Source organism: Streptomyces sp. NPDC096176, from assembly GCF_044763255.1.
Taxonomy (GTDB): Bacteria; Actinomycetota; Actinomycetes; order Streptomycetales; family Streptomycetaceae; genus Streptomyces.
Genome location: NZ_JBIWFV010000006.1, coordinates 498,558 through 517,677, shown reverse-complemented (window position 1 = coordinate 517,677; position 19,120 = coordinate 498,558). Strand labels below are relative to the sequence as shown.

16 protein-coding genes are annotated in these 19,120 nt (G+C 70.5%); 11 read left to right on the top strand and 5 right to left on the bottom strand.

Annotation, left to right across the window (positions count from 1 at the left end):
- The first annotated feature begins 17 nt into the window (after window positions 1-17).
- The 3 genes from ACIQ7Q_RS19995 to tyrS are packed head-to-tail and all read left to right on the top strand — an operon-like array spanning window position 18 to window position 4,259.
- On the top strand, window positions 18-1,541 hold the full coding sequence (locus tag ACIQ7Q_RS19995; protein WP_403863421.1) for a TldD/PmbA family protein: 1,524 nt from the start codon (window positions 18-20) through the stop codon (window positions 1,539-1,541).
- The gene (locus ACIQ7Q_RS19990) at window positions 1,538-2,932 is read left to right on the top strand and encodes a metallopeptidase TldD-related protein (protein WP_403863418.1); all 1,395 of its coding nucleotides are present in this window, start codon (window positions 1,538-1,540) and stop codon (window positions 2,930-2,932) included. The genes ACIQ7Q_RS19995 and ACIQ7Q_RS19990 overlap by 4 nt, the downstream gene beginning before the upstream one ends.
- 58 nt (window positions 2,933-2,990) lie before the next feature.
- The gene (gene tyrS / locus ACIQ7Q_RS19985) at window positions 2,991-4,259 is read left to right on the top strand and encodes a tyrosine--tRNA ligase (RefSeq protein WP_403863614.1); all 1,269 of its coding nucleotides are present in this window, start codon (window positions 2,991-2,993) and stop codon (window positions 4,257-4,259) included.
- Between the two features lie 85 nt (window positions 4,260-4,344).
- Here the strand turns inward: tyrS and ACIQ7Q_RS19980 are convergent, their stop codons facing one another.
- Window positions 4,345-4,623, bottom strand: coding sequence for a GlsB/YeaQ/YmgE family stress response membrane protein (locus tag ACIQ7Q_RS19980; RefSeq protein WP_403863415.1), 279 nt, complete (start codon window positions 4,621-4,623; stop codon window positions 4,345-4,347).
- A 227-nt stretch (window positions 4,624-4,850) separates the two neighbouring features.
- Here ACIQ7Q_RS19980 and ACIQ7Q_RS19975 point away from each other — a divergent pair, with 227 nt between their 5' ends.
- Together ACIQ7Q_RS19975 and ACIQ7Q_RS19970 are read left to right on the top strand one after the other, a co-directional pair.
- Entirely contained in the window at window positions 4,851-5,219 is a 369-nt protein-coding gene (locus ACIQ7Q_RS19975; RefSeq protein WP_403863412.1) for a DUF3099 domain-containing protein, read from the top strand.
- Window positions 5,220-5,422: 203 nt separating this feature from the next.
- The gene (locus ACIQ7Q_RS19970) at window positions 5,423-5,668 is read left to right on the top strand and encodes a hypothetical protein (RefSeq protein ID WP_403863611.1); all 246 of its coding nucleotides are present in this window, start codon (window positions 5,423-5,425) and stop codon (window positions 5,666-5,668) included.
- Here ACIQ7Q_RS19970 and moaA read toward each other — a convergent pair.
- The 3 genes from moaA to ACIQ7Q_RS19955 form a co-directional block, all read right to left on the bottom strand.
- Window positions 5,651-6,640: a GTP 3',8-cyclase MoaA gene (moaA, locus tag ACIQ7Q_RS19965; RefSeq protein WP_403863409.1), complete on the bottom strand. Its 990-nt coding sequence runs from the start codon at window positions 6,638-6,640 to the stop codon at window positions 5,651-5,653. The two genes, ACIQ7Q_RS19970 and moaA, sit on opposite strands and share 18 nt — an antisense overlap.
- A 161-nt stretch (window positions 6,641-6,801) precedes the next feature.
- Window positions 6,802-8,439 carry a cation acetate symporter gene (locus ACIQ7Q_RS19960; protein ID WP_403863407.1) on the bottom strand — a complete coding sequence of 546 codons (1,638 nt, stop codon included), beginning with the start codon at window positions 8,437-8,439 and terminating at the stop codon, window positions 6,802-6,804.
- On the bottom strand, window positions 8,436-8,804 hold the full coding sequence (locus ACIQ7Q_RS19955; protein WP_403863404.1) for a DUF485 domain-containing protein: 369 nt from the start codon (window positions 8,802-8,804) through the stop codon (window positions 8,436-8,438). Before ACIQ7Q_RS19955 ends, ACIQ7Q_RS19960 begins: the two co-directional genes overlap by 4 nt.
- 255 nt (window positions 8,805-9,059) lie before the next feature.
- Here ACIQ7Q_RS19955 and ACIQ7Q_RS19950 point away from each other — a divergent pair, with 255 nt between their 5' ends.
- Window positions 9,060-10,592, top strand: coding sequence for a S8 family peptidase (locus ACIQ7Q_RS19950; RefSeq protein ID WP_403863401.1), 1,533 nt, complete (start codon window positions 9,060-9,062; stop codon window positions 10,590-10,592).
- Window positions 10,593-10,675: 83 nt separating this feature from the next.
- Here ACIQ7Q_RS19950 and ACIQ7Q_RS19945 read toward each other — a convergent pair whose 3' ends face one another.
- Window positions 10,676-11,719, bottom strand: coding sequence for a zinc-dependent alcohol dehydrogenase family protein (locus tag ACIQ7Q_RS19945; protein WP_403863608.1), 1,044 nt, complete (start codon window positions 11,717-11,719; stop codon window positions 10,676-10,678).
- A gap of 192 nt (window positions 11,720-11,911) precedes the next feature.
- On the opposite strand from ACIQ7Q_RS19945, the gene ACIQ7Q_RS19940 reads away from it, so the two are divergent.
- From ACIQ7Q_RS19940 to ACIQ7Q_RS19920, 5 genes are all read left to right on the top strand, one after another.
- Entirely contained in the window at window positions 11,912-14,971 is a 3,060-nt protein-coding gene (locus ACIQ7Q_RS19940) for an NACHT domain-containing protein (RefSeq protein WP_403863398.1), read from the top strand.
- A gap of 178 nt (window positions 14,972-15,149) precedes the next feature.
- Window positions 15,150-16,145, top strand: a complete 996-nt coding sequence (locus tag ACIQ7Q_RS19935) for a DEDDh family exonuclease (RefSeq protein WP_403863395.1) — start codon at window positions 15,150-15,152, stop codon at window positions 16,143-16,145.
- A gap of 63 nt (window positions 16,146-16,208) precedes the next feature.
- A complete protein-coding gene (locus ACIQ7Q_RS19930) occupies window positions 16,209-16,442 on the top strand; it encodes a hypothetical protein (protein ID WP_100106509.1) in 234 nt (77 codons plus the stop codon).
- A gap of 74 nt (window positions 16,443-16,516) precedes the next feature.
- Window positions 16,517-17,302 (top strand): SURF1 family protein, encoded by a 786-nt coding sequence (locus ACIQ7Q_RS19925; protein WP_403863392.1) that lies wholly within the window; start codon window positions 16,517-16,519, stop codon window positions 17,300-17,302.
- Window positions 17,303-17,332: 30 nt separating this feature from the next.
- Complete coding sequence (locus ACIQ7Q_RS19920) at window positions 17,333-19,117, top strand: glycoside hydrolase family 15 protein (protein ID WP_403863390.1); 1,785 nt, start codon at window positions 17,333-17,335, stop codon at window positions 19,115-19,117.
- Window positions 19,118-19,120 lie beyond the last annotated feature (3 nt).

Sequence of the window (19,120 nt, the reverse complement as noted above, 5' to 3'; positions counted from 1 at the left end):
CTGGAGGAAAATCAGCCGTGCCCCACGACATCGATCAGACGTTCACCGCGCTGCCGCTCCGGGCGCTAGCCGACGCGGCGCTCGCCCGCGCCCGTGCGCTCGGGGCTGAGCATGCCGACTTCCGGCTGGAGCGCGTACGCAGTGCGTCCTGGCGGCTGCGGGACGCCAAGCCCGCCGGTTCCTCCGACACCACGGACCTCGGGTACGCGGTGCGCGTCGTGCACGGCGGTGCGTGGGGCTTCGCGTCCGGGGTGGATCTGAGCATGGACGCCGCGGCGCGGGTCGCGGGCCAGGCGGTGGCGATGGCGAAGCTGTCGGCGAAGGTGATCGCGGCGGCAGGCAGCGACGAGAGGGTGGAGCTGGCGGACGAGCCGGTGCACGCGGAGAAGACGTGGGTCTCGTCGTACGAGATCGACCCCTTCACCGTGCCCGACGAGGAGAAGACCGCGCTGCTGGCCGAGTGGAGCGACCGGCTGCTGCGGGCCGACGGGGTGGCTCACGTCGACGCCTCGCTGCTGACCGTCCACGAGAACAAGTTCTACGCGGACACGGCCGGCTCCGTCACCACCCAGCAGCGCGTACGGCTGCACCCGCAGCTCACCGCGGTCGCCGTCGACGAGACGACCGGCGAGTTCGACTCGATGCGCACGATCGCGCCCCCGGCGGGCCGCGGCTGGGAGTATCTGCGCGGCACCGGCTGGGACTGGGACGCGGAGCTGGAGCAGATCCCGGCGCTGCTCGCGGAGAAGATGCGGGCACCGAGCGTCGACGCCGGGCGTTACGACCTGGTGGTCGACCCGTCCAACCTGTGGCTCACCATCCACGAGTCGATCGGCCACGCCACCGAGCTGGACCGGGCGCTCGGCTACGAGGCCGCGTACGCGGGGACGTCGTTCGCGACCTTCGACCAGCTGGGGAAGCTGGCATACGGCTCCTCCGTGATGAACGTGACCGGTGACCGGACCGCCGAGCACGGCCTCGCGACGATCGGCTACGACGACGAGGGCGTCGAGGCGCAGAGCTGGGACCTGGTCAAGGACGGCACGCTCGTGGGCTACCAGCTGGACCGGCGGATCGCGAAGCTGACCGGCCTCGGCCGCTCCAACGGCTGCGCGTACGCCGACTCCCCCGCTCATGTCCCGGTGCAGCGGATGGCGAACGTGTCGCTGCAACCGGACCCGGGCGGACTGTCGACGGAGGACCTGATCGGCGGGGTCGAGCGCGGGATCTACGTGGTCGGCGACCGGTCCTGGTCGATCGACATGCAGCGCTACAACTTCCAGTTCACGGGCCAGCGATTCTTCCGCATCGAGAACGGCCGGCTGGCCGGGCAGCTGCGGGACGTGGCGTATCAGGCGACGACGACCGAGTTCTGGGGCTCGATGGAGCAGGTCGGCGGCCCGCAGACCTATGTGCTCGGCGGCGCCTTCAACTGCGGCAAGGCCCAGCCCGGCCAGGTCGCCTCCGTTTCGCACGGCTGCCCCTCCGCCCTCTTCCGGGGCGTCAACATCCTCAACACGACGCAGGAGGCCGGGCGATGAGCCCCCGTACCAGCAAGCCGCACGAGATCGTCGAGCGGGCTCTCGAGCTGTCCACGGCCGACGGCTGCGTCGTCATCGCCGACGAGGAGTCGTCCGCCAACCTCCGCTGGGCCGGGAACGCGCTGACGACCAACGGCGTCACTCGCGGCCGTACCCTCACCGTGATCGCCACCGTCGACGGCTCGGAGGGCACTGCATCCGGTGTGGTGTCCCGGTCCGCCGTGACCGCCGCCGACCTCGAGCCGCTGGTGCGCGCCGCGGAGGCCGCGGCCCGCGCAGCGGGGCCGGCCGAGGACGCCCAGCCGCTCGTTGAAGGCACTCCGGCGTCCCCGGACTTCACGGACGCGCCCCCGGAGACCACCTCGGCCGTGTTCGCGGACTTCGCGCCCGCGCTCGGCGAGGCCTTCGCCCGGGCCAGGGCAGGCGGCCGTGAGCTGTACGGCTTCGCCAACCACGAGATGACGTCCACGTACGTCGGCACCTCCACGGGCCTGCGGCTGCGGCACGACCAGCCCAACGGCACCCTCGAGCTGAACGCCAAGTCTCCGGACCGGGCCCGCTCCGCTTGGGCGGGCTGCTCGACGCGGGACTTCAAGGACGTGGACCCGGCGGCCATGGACGCCGAGCTGGCGCAGCGGCTGGCCTGGGCGGAGCGCAGGATCGAGCTGCCCGCCGGGCGGTACGAGACGCTCCTGCCGCCCACCGCGGTGGCCGATCTGCTGATCTACCAGCTGTGGTCCTCCGCCGCCCGGGACGCCGCCGAGGGCCGCACGGTCTTCTCCAAGCCCGGCGGCGGCACCCGCGTCGGGGAGACTCTGTCCCCGCTGCCGCTGACCCTGCGCAGCGACCCGAACGAGCAGGGGCTCGAGTCCGCCCCGTTCGTGATCGCGCACTCCTCCGGCGACGACGCCTCCGTCTTCGACAACGGCCTGCCGCTCGGGCCGACGGACTGGGTACGGGAAGGGAAACTGGAGCACCTGGTCACCACGCGGCACAGCGCGGGCCTGACCGGCCTGCCGGTCGCAGCGGGCACGGGGAACCTGCTTCTGGACGGCGGCGGTGAGCGATCACTGGACGAGATGGTGGCCGCCACGGCCCGCGGCCTGCTGCTGACCTGCCTGTGGTACATCCGGGAGGTGGACCCGGCGACGCTGCTGCTGACCGGTCTGACCAGGGACGGCGTGTATCTGGTGGAGAACGGGGAGGTCGTCGGGGAGGTCAACAACTTCCGCTTCAACGAGTCGCCCGTCGACCTGCTGTCGCGGACCACCGAGGCCGGGCGCACCGAGAAGACGCTGCCGCGTGAGTGGGGCGACTGGTTCACCCGGGCCGCGATGCCCCCGCTGCGGGTGCCGGATTTCAATATGAGTTCGATCAGCCAGGGCGTATAACCTCGGGTGGGTCCGTGGTTCAGTCGCGGACGCACTCACCGAAGGAGACATGAGAGACGTGACGGACATCGTCGACGAGCTGAAGTGGCGCGGGCTGATGGCCCAGTCCACCGACGAGGACGCTTTGCGCAAGGCGCTCGCGGACGGTCCCGTCACGTTCTATTGCGGCTTCGACCCGACCGCGGCGAGCCTGCACGTCGGGCATCTGGTGCAGGTGCTGACCGTGCGCCGACTCCAGCTCGCCGGTCACCGGCCGCTGGCGCTGGTGGGCGGGGCGACGGGCCAGATCGGCGACCCGCGGCCGACCGCGGAGCGCACGCTGAACGACCCGGCGACGATCGCGCAGTGGGTGGACCGGCTGCGCTCGCAGATCGAGCCGTACCTCTCGTTCGAGGGTGACAACGCCGCGGTCATGGTGAACAACCTGGACTGGACCGCGGGCATGTCCGCGATCGAGTTCCTGCGGGACATCGGCAAGCACTTCCGTGTCAACAAGATGCTCACCAAGGACTCGGTCGCGCGGCGTCTGGAGTCCGAGCAGGGCATCAGCTACACGGAGTTCAGCTACCAGCTGCTGCAGGGCATGGACTTCCTGGAGCTGTACCGGCGGTACGGCTGCGTCCTGCAGCAGGGCGGCAGCGACCAGTGGGGCAACCTCACCGCGGGCCTGGACCTGATCCACCGCCTGGAGCCCGACGCCGAGGTGCACGCCCTGGCCACCCCGCTGATGACCAAGGCCGACGGCACCAAGTTCGGCAAGTCCGAGACCGGCACGCTCTGGCTCGACCCGGAGATGACCACGCCGTACGCGTTCTACCAGTTCTGGCTGAACACGGACGACCGGGACATCAACCGGTACCTGCGCATCCTCAGCTTCAAGAGCCGCGAGGAGCTCGAGGAGCTGGAGAAGCAGACCGCGGAGCGCCCGCAGGCGCGCGCCGCCCAGCGGGCGCTGGCGGAGGAGCTGACGACGCTGGTGCACGGGGCCGACCAGTGCGCCGCGGTGATCAGCGCCTCGAAGGCGCTGTTCGGGCAGGGCGAGCTGGGCGATCTGGACGAGGCGACGCTGCGTGCGGCGCTCGCCGAGCTGCCGCACGCCCGGGTCGGAGAGCTGCTGCCGGTCGTCGATCTGTTCGCCGAGGTCGGTCTGGCGCCGAGCAAGTCCGCGGCCCGCCGCACGGTGAAGGAGGGCGGCGCCTATGTGAACAACGTGAAGGTGACCGCCGAGGACGCCGTGGTGTCGCAGGACGAGCTGCTGCACGGGCGCTGGCTGGTGCTGCGCCGGGGCAAGAAGAACCTGGCGGCGGTCGAGGTCACGGCCGGCTGACCGACAACGCGACGTGACACGGCCGAGGCCGGGCGGGCTCAGTGCCCGCCCGGCCTCGGCCGTGTGTGGGGTCGGCCATGTGGTGTCAGACGCGGTGTCGTTTTCTGCCGCGGACCGAGCTGTAGGCCATGTCTCCCAGGAAGACGACGATGATGGCCGCGACGAGCTGGAGCGCGTGCCGCCCCCAGTCGATACCGCTGGTCTCCGCGATGCCGAATCCACGGGCGACGGCGTTGCCGATGACGGCGCCGATGATGCCGAAGATGGTGGTCAGCCAGAGCGGACTGTGCTGCTTGCCCGGGATGATCGCCTTGGCGATCAGGCCCAGCACGAATCCCACGATGATCGCCCACAACCAGCCCATGGGTGCCTCCTTGTACGGCCTCTGCGTGAGCAGTTACGTCGCCAGTGTCGGCCCGTGAGCCGTACGGCGCATGTCGGGGGACGCCGTACGGCTGACGGCGCAGACGGGCCACGCAGTCGTGGGGCCGGCCCGCTCTCGAAGACGGCGCAGGCCGGGCGTACCGTGGATGGGGTCGAAGCAGGGGATGTCCGGGAACGTCCGGCGCGGGAATCGGGTGGTGGACAGCGATGCGGAAGCACGACGGAGCAGAGGTCTTCCGGATCACGGAAGCACGCCGGGGCCTCGCCGACGATGTGCGCGGCCGGCAGCGCCGCTATGTGATCTCGATGTCGGTCCGCACGGTGTCGGTGATCCTCGCGGCCGTGCTGTGGAACGTGGAGCGTCATGTGGCGATCGTGGCGCTGGCGCTCGGCATTCTGCTGCCGTACATCGCGGTTGTCATCGCCAACGCGGGCCGGGAGAACGCCCCTTCGCTGCCGTCGACGTACCTTCCGCCACCGGAGCGTCCGATGATCGAGTCGGCCGGGGCGCACAGTGCGGGGGAAACGGAGACAGGGACCTTCGAGCGGGAGCGTCCGGCGGCCGGGCAGAGCTGACGGCGGGCCGGGGCGGCGGGGCCGGGAGGCTCCGCAAAGCTCAGGAAAAGCTCAGATCAATCATGAAGTTCCGGTGCACCGCACCCTGTTACCCGTGACATACTGCCTACGCGCTCCGCATCCCCCGTCGGAGCGACGGACCGACGCCGGGCAGCTCCCCCCGTGGCTGCTCGGCGTCGCCATGCTGGGACAATGATCCGGTGATGCATCCGGTGAGTGAAGAATCCCCGATCTGCTCGGCCAAGGGCTGCCGCACAGGCGCCGTCTGGGTCCTCGCCTGGAACAACCCGAAGCTGCACACCCCCGACCGCCGCAAGACATGGCTGGCCTGCGACGAACACCGGGAGCACCTCTCGCAGTTCCTTGGTGTGCGCGGCTTCCTGAAGGATGTCGTGACGCTGGAGGAGTGGGAGCGCGGTAAGGGGGCCGGGTCAGCCGCCGATGGCTGACATGGGCCGCTCGGGCTGGAGGAACGACGGGTCGTCGAGGCCGGATCCCGCCTTTTTGCCCCACATCGCCAGCCGCCAGATGCGGGCGATCTCCTCGTCGGGCGCCTCCGAGCGCAGCGCGGCCCGCAGGTCCGTCTCCTCGGTGGCGAAGAGGCAGGTGCGTACCTGACCGTCGGCGGTGAGCCGGGTGCGGTCGCAGGCGCGGCAGAACGGGCGGGTGACGGAGGCGATGACGCCCACCCGCTGCGGTCCGCCGTCGACGACCCACCGCTCGGCGGGCGCGGAGCCGCGCGCGGCGTCGCCTTCCGGTGTCAGGGTGAAACGGGTGCGCAGGGACTCGAGGATGTCACCGGCGGTGATCATTCCGTCACGCTTCCAGCCGTGCTGTGCGTCGAGCGGCATCTGCTCGATGAAGCGCAGCTCGTAATCGTTCTCCACGGCCCAGGCCAGGAGGTCGGGCGCCTCGTCGTCGTTGAGTCCCGGCATCAGGACGGCGTTGACCTTGACGGGGGTGAGGCCGGCTTCGCGGGCGGCTGTGAGGCCGTCCAGGACGTCGTGGTGGCGGTCGCGGCGGGTGAGGGTCTTGAAGACGTCGGGCCGCAGGGTGTCCAGCGAGACGTTGACCCGGTCCAGGCCGGCGGCCTTCAGGGCGGCCGCCGTGCGCTTCAGCCCGATGCCGTTGGTGGTGAGGGACATCTGGGGGCGGGGCTCGAGGGCGGCACAGCGCTCCACTATGCCGACCAGTCCGGGGCGCAGCAGCGGCTCGCCGCCGGTGAAGCGGACCTCGGTGATGCCGAGATCGGTGACGGCGATACGGATCAGCCGGACGATCTCGTCGTCGCTCAGCAGATCGGGCTTTGCCAGCCACTGCAGGCCTTCTTCCGGCATGCAGTACGTACACCGCAGATTGCACCGGTCCGTGAGCGAAACGCGCAGGTCAGTGGCCACACGGCCGAAGGTGTCGATGAGCACTGTGGGCCCCCTCCCCATCCGGAAGTCGTACAGAATCTCGCCACTGCGAGCCTACGCGACAGCGCTGACAAATCCAGAGGGCCGTTTGCCACGAGGTGGGCAGCGGCCGCGTCGTAGGACCCTACGACGCGGCCGCTGACGTGCGTGTGTCGGTTTCCTCCTCAGTGGGCGCCGATGCCGGTGAGGGACTTGACCTCGAGCTCGGCGTACTTGCCCTCGTCGGGCTTCTCCTTGCTCAGGATCGAGCCGAGCCAGCCGAGCAGGAATCCCAGCGGGATGGAGATGAGTCCCGGGTTGGACAGCGGGAAGAACGCGAAGTCGACGCTCGGGAACATCGCGGTGGTGCTTCCGGAGACGACCGGCGAGAAGAGCACCAGGAGCACCGAGGAGGCGAGGCCTCCGTAGATCGACCACAGGGCGCCCTGTGTGGTGAACCTCTTCCAGAACAGGCTGTAGAGGATCGTGGGCAGGTTGGCGGAGGCGGCGACCGCGAAGGCGAGCGCGACGAGACCCGCCACGTTCAGGTCGCGGGCGAGCGCGCCGAGGGCGATGGAGACGATGCCGATGAAGACGGTCGCCCAGCGTGCGGCCCTGACCTCCTCCTTCTCCGTGGCCTTTCCCCTGCGGATGACGTTGGCGTAGATGTCGTGGGCGAACGACGACGAGGAGGCCAGCGTCAGTCCTGCGACGACGGCGAGAATCGTGGCGAACGCCACCGCCGAGATCACGGCGAGCAGGATCGCGCCCCAGGTCGAGTCGACGCCGCCGATGTGCAGGGCGAGGAGCGGGGCCGCGGTGTTGCCGGCCGGGTTGGACGCCTTGATCTCGGCGGGCCCGACGATCGCGGCGGCGCCGAAGCCGAGCGCGATGGTCATGAGGTAGAAGGCCCCGATGATGCCGATGGCCCAGTTCACGGACTTACGTGCGGCCTGCGCGGTGGGCACGGTGTAGAAGCGGATCAGGATGTGCGGGAGTCCGGCGGTGCCAAGGACGAGGGCGATGCCGAGGGAGATGAAGTCGAGCTTGGTCATCCCGTCGACGCCGTACTTGAGGCCGGGCTCGAGGAAGGCGTCGGCATTGCCCTTCTGTCCGACCTCGCTCTTCGCCGCGGCCTCGCCGAGCAGGTCGGAGATGTTGAAGTTGAACTTCCACAGCACCAGGAAGGTGATCAGCAGGGTGCCCGCGATGAGCAGGACGGCCTTGACCATCTGCACCCAGGTGGTGCCCTTCATGCCACCGATGGTCACGTAGACGATCATCAGCAGGCCGACCAGGGCGACGATCGCGATCTTCCCGGCGTCGCTGGTGATGCCGAGGAGCAGCGAGACGAGGACGCCCGCGCCCGCCATCTGCGCGAGCAGGTAGAAGATCGAGACGACGATGGTGGAGGCGCCGGCGGCGGTACGGACCGGGCGCTGGCGCATCCGGTAGGCGAGGACGTCGCCCATCGTGTACCGGCCGGAGTTGCGCAGCGGCTCGGCGACGAGCAGCAGGGCGACGAGCCAGGCGACCAGGAAGCCGATCGAGTAGAGGAAACCGTCGTAGCCGTAGAGGGCGATCGCCCCGGCGATGCCGAGGAACGAGGCGGCGGACATGTAGTCGCCGGAAATGGCGAGGCCGTTCTGAAAGCCGGTGAACTGGCGGCCGCCCGCGTAGAAGTCGGCGGCGTCCTTGGTCTGCCGGCCGGCCCAGACGGTGATGAAAAGGGTCGCGACGACGAAGGCCGCGAAGAGGGTGATGATCAGCGGCCGGTGCTCGGTGGTGGCGTTCGAGGCCGCGAGGTGCAGGGCAGTGCTCATGCGTCAGCCTCCATGCGGGACTTGATCGCCTCGGCCTTCGGGTCGAGTTTCGCTGCGGCGTGCCGTGAGTAGAGCCAGGCGATGAGGAATGTGGTCGCGAACTGGGCGAGGCCGAAGACAAGGGCGACGTTGATGTGGCCGAAGACCTTCGCGCCCATGAAGCCGCCGGCGTAGTTGGAGAGCAGGACGTAGAGCAGGTACCAGGCGATGAACGCGATGGTCAGCGGGAAGGCGAACGAACGGTGGGTGCGGCGCAGTTCGCCGAATTCCGTACTCTGCTGCACCCGCGCGAACGACTCTGTCGTGTGCTGGGCGGTGCTGGTGTCCGTACCGCCCTCGGGAGGCGGCGGTGCATCGATGGTCACGGAAGCTCCTCGCGACGCGTCTGCGGTGGGGATGGACTCGGGGATGTCACTGACAGGGGCGGTTCGATGTTGCTCCACTCCCTGACAACGGCACGGCCCCCACGGCGAACCGGTTCAACATCGGCCTTTTTATTCCGCACTTCCTTCGCGAACTCATTGAACCGGGCCCTTGATCAGCGATAGCTTCACTCGTCATGTACCCGCCCATTCGCACAGGGGTGTCTGGGCGGTTGTCACGGATGATGTGGAGAACCCATGGCTCATCTGGGATCCAGACGGCGCCGCGCACTCGCGCTGCCCGCCGGTCTGGCGCTCACGGCCTCGCTCGGCTTTCTGCCCGCGGGAGCCGCTTCTGCGGCGCCGGTTGACGAGGTACCCGCCGCGGTCCGGACCGACGGCCCGAAGATGTCGTACGTCGTCAATGTGAAGGGCGGACACGGCACCGCGAAGGCGGTCAAGAAGGCCATAGCCCAGGCCGGCGGAACGGTGGTGGTGGCCTACGACCAGATAGGCGTCGTCGTCGTCCACTCGCAGAACCCCGCCTTCGCCGACACGATCCGCTCGGTGCGCGGCGTGGAGTCGGCCGGCGCCACCCGCACCAAGCCGCTGGCGCCCGCGGCCGACATGGCCATCGACTCGGAGCGCCCGCTCACGGCCGAGGAGGCGAAGAAGTCCGCCGGTCAGGCGGCCTCGGACCAGGACCCGCTGGAGCCCCTGCAGTGGGACCTGCCGGCCATCAAGGCGGACAAGGCGCACGAGAAGTCGCTCGGCAGCAAGAAGGTGACGGTCGCCGTCATCGACACGGGTGTCGACGACACCCACCCGGACCTCGCGCCGAACTTCGACCGTAAGGCCTCCGTCAGCTGCGTGGGCGGTGTGCCCGACACGGCCGACGGCGCCTGGCGTCCGGGCCCGGACGAGAGCGACCACGGCACGCACGTCGCGGGCACGATCGCCGCGGCGAAGAACGGCGTCGGCATCACCGGCATCGCGCCGGGCGTGAAGGTCTCCGGCATCAAGGTCTCGCAGCCCGACGGCTTCTTCTACACCGAGGCGGTCGTCTGCGGCTTCGTGTGGGCCGCCGAGCACGGCGTCGACGTGACCAACAACAGCTACTACACGGACCCGTGGCTGTTCAACTGCAAGAACGACGAGGACCAGAAGGCCCTCGTCGACGCCGTCGCACGCGCCACCCGTTACGCGGAGCGCAAGGGCGCGGTGAATGTCGCCGCGGCCGGCAACTCCCGGATGGACCTCGCCGCCGACGAGCTGACCGACACCTCGAGCCCGAACGACACCACGCCGGGCGAGCGGGTCATCAACCCGCGCGAGTGCCTCGACATCCCGACCCAGATCCCGGGTGTCGTCACGGTCTCCGCGCTCGGCGCCAAGGGCCTGAAGTCCTCGTACTCGAACTACGGCCACGGCGTGGTCGACATCTCCGCGCCGGGCGGCGACTCGACGCGCTACCAGGCTCCGGACGCCCCGGCCGTCGACGGCCGGATCCTGTCGACGCTGCCGGGTGGCGGCTACGGCTACAAGGCGGGTACGTCGATGGCCTCCCCGCACGTCGCGGGCGTCGCGGCGCTGATCAAGTCGACGCACCCGTACGCGCCGCCGGCCCTGGTGAAGGGTCTGCTGTACGCACAGGCGGACGACACGGCCTGCACCGACCCGTACGACATCGACGGCAACGGCACCGTCGACGCGGTCTGCGAGGGCGGTGAGCGCGACAACGGCTTCTACGGTACGGGTGTCACGGACGCCCTGGACGCGGTCCGCCGGTAACCGCGCGCCTCATGGTGAGGGCCCGGTGCGGAATTCCGCACCGGGCCCTTCGTGCTGGTCGCTCCGAAGCCCCGCGGGTCGACTCAGGGCTTGATGAGGACCTTGAGCGCGGTGCGTCCGTCCATCGCCTTGTAGCCGCCGGGGACGCCGTCGAGGTCCACCGCCAGATCGAAGACCGGCGACGGGTCGATCGTGCCGTGCAGGACGTCGGGCAACAGCTCGGGGATGTACGCGCGGACGGGTGCGACGCCGCCGCGCAGGGCGATGTTCCGGTTGAACATGTCGCCGAGGTCGAGGCCGGTGCCGCTGCCGTGCGGGACGCCGACGTAACCGATCGAGCCGCCGTCGCGGGTGATGCCGACGGCCGTGCCCATCGACTGCTCGGTGCCGACGGCCTCGATCACGGCGTGCGCGCCCTGGCCACCGGTCAGCTCGCGCACCGCGGCCACGGCCGCCTCTCCGCGTTCGGCGACGACATCGGTGGCGCCGAAGATGCGAGCGATGTCGGTGCGCGCCTGGTGCCGGCCGAGCGCGATGATCCGCTCTGCGCCGAGCCGCCGGGCGGCGAGCACGCCGCACAGTCCGACCGCGCCGTCACCGACGACGGCGACCGTGCTGCCCTTGGTGACGCCCGCGCCGACGGCTGCGTGGTCCCCGGTGCCGAGGACGTCGGAGAGCGCGAGGAGCGCCGTCAGCAACCGGTCGTCGGATGCGGCCTCCACGGGCAGCTTGACGAGAGTGCCGTCCGCGAAGGGGACACGAACGGCCTCGCCCTGGCCGCCGTCGGAGCCGACAGAGCCCCAGAACCCGCCCTGCGGGCAGGACGTCTGCAGCCCTTCCCCGCAGGGCTCGCAGGTGCCGTCCGACCAGACGAACGGGGCGACGGCCAGATCGCCGGGCGCGAAGGAGGCGACAGCGGAGCCGGCCTCCTCGACGATGCCGAGGCATTCGTGCCCGATCCGCTGACCGGGCTGCCGCGCCGACTCCCCGCGGTACGCCCACAGGTCGCTGCCGCAGATGCAGGCCCGCAGGACGCGCAGCACCACGTCGGTCGGCTGCTGGACGACCGGGTCGGACACCTCTTCCACACGCATGTCGTGCGGGGCATGGATGACTGTGGCGCGTATGAGGCGGTTCCACGAGTTATCGAACGGTTTTGCGCCTGACCACGGTACGCCGGTTCACCGGGCGGGCATGCATCGATGACCGGCAGCAGGCCGACCGCCCACCGTACGATCCGTGGTCCGGCATTTTCACGGGGAGGAACCGCGTTGCAGGGTTTGGAAGTTGTCGTCTTACGGCTTGCGGGGACACTGGCCGTGACCGTGGTGAAGTCGCTGATCGCCGCCCGGCCGGGGGCGGGACTGGTCCCCGGGCGCAGGGCGGCACCGCTCCCCCGCCCGAACCCGGCGCCGGTGGCGAAGAAGCTCCTCGCCCAGCTCTCGGACCCCTACAGCGACCTGCCGGAGCACGAGCGGGAGGCGGCGATCGAGGGCGTACGGGACACGATCCAGGCGGCCGGGAAGATTTCGCCGGACCGGCTGTTCGACCTCGACCTCCGGCCGGAGCGGCTCCACCGCTCGCTGCGCGCTCCCGACGCGGGGCTGGCCGAGCGGGCCGTCGAGCTGTACGACGAGCTGCTGCAGCTGTGCTGCGCGCACCTGGTCGAGGCGCTCACCGCCGACCAGTCGTTCATGGCCCGGTCCGCCGTGGAGCAGATCCGGCGGGCCGGCCGCACCGAGGTGCTCGTCGAGGACATGCGCGGACGGCTCGGCCCGCACCCGGAGGCGGCGGCGCTCGGCTTCGAGGGACGCTACGCCGACTTCGTGGCCCAGACGCACGGACGGCTCGAGCTGTTCGGGCTCACGCTGGGCCGGTCGGGCAGCGAGTGGCCGCTGGACACGGCGTACATCTCGCTCGCCGTCAGCGGCGGCGGGGCAGGCGAGGAGGGCTTCGGCCTGCCCCGTACGGGGCAGGTCGCCGCCCGGGTCGAGCAGGCGGTCGCCGGAGCGGACCGGCTGCTGCTGCGGGGGCCCGCGGGATCGGGCAAGTCGACCCTGGTGCAGTGGCTGGCGCTCAACGCCGCACGGCGCACCTTCGGCCACGAGCTCGACGACTGGAACCGGTGCGTGCCTTTCGTCCTGCGGCTGAGGGCGTTCTCGTCCAACGGCGCGCTGCCCACGCCGGACGAGTTCCTGCGGGCGACCGGCGCCCCGCTGCACGGTTCCGCCCCGGCCGGCTGGACCGACCGGATGCTGACCGAGGGCCGTGCGCTGGTCCTCGTCGACGGCGTGGACGAGGTCCCCACGCGGCAGCGGCACCGTATCGAGACCTGGCTGAAGAACCTGATCGCCGCCTACCCCAAAGCACGCTATGTGGTGACGACCCGGCCGTCCGCCGTGCCGGAGGACTGGCTGGCCCGGCAGGACTTCACCGCGCACGCCCTGCTGCCGATGGAACGGGACGACGTGCGCGCCTTCATCGGCCACTGGCACGACTCGGCCCGCCGCGAGTGCCTGACCGGCTCGGAGCGTGAACTGCTCGACACCTACGAGACGTCGCTGCGCCAGGCCGTCAGCACCCGCAGGGACCTCGGCCGGCTCGCCACCAACCCGCTGATGTGCGCGCTGCTCTGCGCACTGAACCGCGACCGCAGGATGCAACTCCCCCGTGCCCGCAAGGAGTTGTACGACGCGGCACTGGACATGCTGCTGGTCCGCAGGGACACCGAGCGCGAGATCGTGGGCGTGGAGGGCGTCGACCTCACCCGCGAGGAACAGACCGCGCTGCTCCAGCGCCTCGCTTACTGGCTGATCCGCAACGGGCAGGCCGAGGCGGAACGCTCGGAGGCCGTGGAGATGGTCTCCGAGTGGCTGGCGGCCATGCCGCAGGTGCAGGGGACGGCGGAGCAGGTCTTCTCACACCTGCTGATCAGGAGCGGGCTGCTGCGTGAACCGACGCCGGGAGCCGTGGACTTCGTGCACCGCACCTTCCAGGACTACCTGGGCGCCAAGGCCGCGGTGGAGGCGCGCGACTTCGGCGTGCTGGTGAGCAACGCGCACGACGACCAGTGGGACGACGTCGTGCAGATGGCCGTCGGACACGCCCGTGTCGACGAACGGGCCCGTCTGTTGCGGCAGTTGCTGCGCAGGGCGGACCGGGCCCAGCGCCACCGGCACCGTCTGGTGCTGTTGGCGGCGGCATGCCTGGAGCATGCGCCGGAGCTCGACCCGCAGGTCCGGGCGACGGTCCAGGAGCGTACGCAGGAGATGCTGCCGCCGCGCAGCCAGGACGACGCGGCCGAGCTGGCCAAGGTGGGCGAGCTGGTCCTCGAGCTGCTGCCGGGGCCGGGCGGGCTCGAGGAGTACACGGCGGCGGCTGTGGTGCGCACGGCTGCGCTCATCAAGGGCGACGCGGCGTTCGAGGTCGTCGCCCGCTTCCGGGAGGACGCGCGCCTTCAGGTCGCGTTCCAGGTGTCGCAGGCCTGGGGCTCGTTCGACACCGAGTCGTACGCCGAGGACGTCCTGTCCGCGGGGGCGTGGGACAACTCGTACCTCCACGTGCAGACGCCGGGCCAGTTCCAGGCGCTGCGGCACACACCAAGGGCTCGCCGGGTGCATGTGAGCGGCAGCCACGCGGACCTCGCACCGCTGCTCGTGCTGCACGACCCGGAGTGGCTCTTCGTCTACCGCAATCGGTCCCTCGCCGACCTGTCCGTGCTGGCTTCCCTGTCCGGGCTCGAGGACGTCGGCCTCAGTCAGTGCCCGGAGATCCGGGATCTCTCACCACTGGCCCGGCCGGGGCTGGAGCGGCTGTCACTCTTCGAACTCCATCCCGACCTCCGGGCGGACCCGCTCCGGGACATGACGGACTTGCGCTTTCTCCACCTCGCTCACCCCCTGCTGATGGAGAGCCTCGCGGAACTGCCGGTCGGCGACGGGCTCACCTCGCTCGGGCTCGCCCGGCAGACCCGCTATCTCAGCCTGGAGGGCATCGACTCCTGGCCACAGCTCGACACACTCACCCTCGCGGGCACGACCCAACTGCGCCAGCTCTCCCGCATGGCGTCCCCTCCCGCGCTGGCCTCACTGACTCTGAACGAGCACGATCCGCTGGACCTTCGGCTGTTGCGCGGTCTCGAGGGCCTGTCGAGGCTCCACCTGTGGCGGTGCGAGATACCGGAAGGCCTGGGGGCGTTGCGCGAGCTGCCCGCCCTGACCACCCTCCACCTCTCGCAGTGCCAGCAGCTCTCGGCGCCCCTCGACCTCACGCCGCTGGCGGGGCTCGACCGGCTGACGATCACCGTTTACGACGACGGGTCGACCACCGGACAGGACCTCTTCCCCGAGGACAGGCTCGTCGTGACGCGCAAGCCCTGATTCCCCCCACACGCCCGCGCTCCTGTCGGGCGGCGCCGTATACCGTCCGATACCGCCTGCCGTCAGGGCCGGTTGACGGCTGCGGTCTGCAACAGGCCGCGGCAGGCGACCTGGTCGCGGCGTCGGCCGGGCGGGGCAGGGCCGTGGCTGTCGGTGCCGGGCCGTATTCTCTGTGACCATGCTCGACGACCGTACGACCGCAGCAACGGCGTGGCCGGCCGCGTACCCACAGGGGTACGCGGTCGTCGACGTGGAGACCACCGGACTCGCCCGCGACGACCGGATAGTGTCTGCTGCCGTCTACCGCCTCGACGTGCACGGCGATGTGGAGGACCACTGGTACACGCTCGTCAACCCTGAGCGCGATCCCGGGCCGGTGTGGATCCACGGTCTGACGAGCGATGTGCTGGAAGGCGCCCCGCTGTTCGGCGACATCGCCGGTGAGCTCTCCGCGCGGCTCGACGGCCGGGTCCTCGTCGCGCACAACGCCACGTTCGACTGGTCCATGATCGCCAGGGAGTACGCCCGGGCGCAGGGCGCCGCACCGACCCGGCAGCGGCTGTGCACCATCGCGCTCGCCAAGGAGCTTCGCCTTCCCCTGCCCAACCACAAGCTGGAGTCGCTCGCCGCGCACTACGGAGTGGTGCAGCAGCGGGCGCACCATGCGCTGGACGACGCCCGCGTGTTGGCGGAGGCGTTCCGGCCGAGCCTGCACACCGCGGCGCGCGACGGGGTCCGGCTGCCGCTGCTCGAGTGCCTGCCGTTGACGGAGTGGTCGCAAGCGCCCGCCGCCCCGCGCGTCGGCTACCAGAGGTCGTACGGGCACAGCAGCTGGCGGCCCTCCCGCAAGCGGCCCCCGTGCCCCTACCCCAACCCGGGGCGTTACGAGCCGGGCGGACAGTTGGTGCAGGGGATGCGGGTCGCGTTCTCCGGTGACACCTCGGTGGAGCGCGAGCTGCTCGAGGACCGTGCGATCGAGGCGGGGCTGCATGTCGCGACGAGCGTGTCGCGGCTCACGAGCCTGCTGGTGACCAACGACCCGGACGCGTCGACGTCCAAGACCCTCAAGGCCGCGTCGTTCGGCACACCCGTCGTCGACGAGGGCGCCTTCACCCAGCTGCTGCGCGATGTCGCTCCGGCGCCCGGGGCAGGGTCCGCACCCGCATCGGAGTGAACCCGGGGCGACTCGCCCGCCGCCCGCTCGCCCGGGGCACCGAAGCGTTTCACCCTGTGGCGCATGGCACGTTGTGAGGTTTGCGGAAACGACTACGGCATGTCCTTCGAGGTGCACGCGCAGGGCGCGGTGCACGTCTTCGACTGCTTCTCCTGCGCCATCCACCGCATGGCGCCCATCTGTGAGCACTGCCGGGTGCAGATCATCGGCCAGGGCGTCGAGGTCGAGGGCCACTGGTACTGCGGCGCCCACTGCGCCCGGGCCGAGGGGAGGGCCGGAATCGTCGACCGGGTATGACAGCCGGGCCGGCGGGGGGCCCGGGCGGTACCCCCCGTCCGAGACCCCCGCGCCGAGCAGGTACGGTCGAAGCCGTGTACCGCTTCCTCATGTCCCGGCAGTGGGTGATCCTCACCCTCATCGGCCTCGTTCTCGTCCCGACGATGATCGAGCTGGGCTTCTGGCAGCTGCACCGGCACGAGCGCCGGATCGAGCAGAACTCCCTGATCGCGCGGAATCTCGAGGCGAAGCCGGTCCCGATGGGCGAGCTCACCTCCCCCGGACACACGGTCCCCCGCTCCGACTACTGGCGGCAGATCACCGCGACCGGCACCTTCGACACCGCCCACGAGGTGGTCGTCCGCCGCCGCACCAACGCCGACGACCGGGTCGGCTTCCATGTGCTGACACCGCTGGTGCTTGCCGACGGCCGCGCCGTCCTGGTCAACCGCGGCTGGGTTCCGGCGGCCGCCGACCAGACCGCCTTCCCCGAGGTGCCTTCCGCGCCGGACGGCACCGTGACCGTCACCGGCCGGCTCAAGGCCGACGAGACGACCGGCGCCAGCGGAATCAAGGACCTGAAGGACCTGCCGCCTCGCCAGGTGATGCTGATCAACAGTGAGCAGCAGGCGCAGCTGCTGGAGCGGCAGGTGCTCGGCGGCTATCTGGAGCAGACGGTGCCGAAGCCCGGGAGCGGCGGCCCGGAGCTGATCCCGACACCCGACCACGACTCGATCGGCGCGCACCTGGCGTACGCGGTCCAGTGGTGGCTGTTCGCCGCGGCGGTGCCCGTCGGCTGGGTGATTCTCGTACGCCGGGAGAAGCAGGACCGTGCGGCGGCGAAGGAGAGCACGCCCGAGCCGGAGCCGGCGGCTGCTTAGTCTTCGCTGCGCGCGGGAACACGCCGGAGCGTGACACAACGCATCGAGGACTACGCGCTCATAGGGGACTTGCAGACCGCGGCCCTGGTCGGCACCAACGGCTCGATCGACTGGCTGTGCCTGCCCCGGTTCGATTCCGCCGCCTGTTTCGCCGCCCTCCTCGGCGACGAGGAGAACGGCCACTGGCGGATCGCCCCCCAGGGCGCGGACGTGTGCACTCGCCGGCGCTACGTGGGCGCGTCGCTGGTGCTCGAGACGGTGTGGGAGACGCGTACGGGAACGGTCAGAGTCCTCGACTTCATGCCGCAGCGCGACGAGGCCCCGGACGTGGTGCGCATCGTCGAGGGAGTGAGCGGCACGGTCGACATGCTGGGCACGCTGCGGCTGCGCTTCGACTACGGCTCCGTGATGCCCTGGGTGCGGCGCACGGACGGCCACCGGATCGCGGTCGCCGGTCCCGACTCCGTATGGCTGCGCAGCGAGCCGCAGGTCAAGACATGGGGTCAGCAGTTCAGCACCTGCTCGTCGTTCACGGTCGGCGAGGGCGACAAGGTGGCGTTCGTGCTCACCTGGCACCCCTCCCACAAACCGCGCCCCAAGCTCATCGACCCGTACGTGTCGCTGGAACACTGCCTCCAGGACTGGGAGGCCTGGTCCTCGACGTGCCGGTACCAGGGCCCCTACCGGGACGCCGTCCTGCGCTCCCTGATCACCCTCAAGGCCCTCACCTACGCCCCTACCGGCGGCATCGTCGCCGCACCCACGACGTCCCTGCCCGAGGACATCGGCGGCGTACGGAACTGGGACTACCGCTTCTGCTGGCTGCGGGACTCCACACTCACCCTTGGCGCCCTGGTGTCGGTCGGCTACCTGGACGAGGCCGCCGCCTGGCGGGACTGGCTGCTGCGCGCGGTCGCCGGCGACCCGTCCGACCTGCGGATCATGTACGGGCTCGGGGGCGAACGCCGCCTGGCGGAACTGGAACTCGGCTGGCTGGCCGGCTACGCCGGATCGGTGCCGGTCCGCGTCGGCAACGACGCGGCCTACCAGCTGCAGCTCGACGTGTACGGCGAGGTCATCGACTCGCTCTTCCTCGCCCGTGAGGCCGGCCTCGCGGGCGAGGGGCACGCCTGGAACATCCAGCTCAGCCTGCTGGGCTTCCTCGAGTCCAAGTGGCGCGAGCCGGACGAGGGTCTGTGGGAGGTACGGGGCCCGCGCCGGCACTTCGTGCACTCCAAGGTCATGGCATGGGTCGCGGCGGACCGTGCCGTACGCACCTTGGAGGCCGAGCCGTCGCTGCGCGGCGACGTGGCCCGCTGGCGGGCGATGCGCGACGAGGTCCACCGCGAGGTGTGCGAGAAGGGCTTCGACCCGGTGCGCAACACCTTCACCCAGTCGTACGGATCCGCCGAACTGGACGCCGCCGTGCTGCTCATCCCCCGCGTCGGGTTCCTGCCCCCCGACGACCCGCGGGTGATCGGCACGGTCGACGCCGTGTGGCGAGAACTGGGCAGCGGTCCCCTTGTACGCCGCTACACCGCCGAGGCCACCCAGGTCGACGGGTTGCCGGGGCGTGAGGGCGCTTTCCTCGTCTGCTCCTTCTGGCTCGCCGACGCGCTGCGCATGACGGGCCGGGAGAGGGAGGCCCGGGAACTCTTCGAGCGGCTGCTGACGCTCTGCAACGACGTCGGGCTGCTCTCCGAGGAGTACGACCTGTCCTGCGGGCAGCACCTCGGCAACTTCCCCCAGGCTTTCAGCCACATCGGGCTGGTCACCACGGCCCTCGCGCTGACGGGACCGGAGACGGCAGGATAGGGC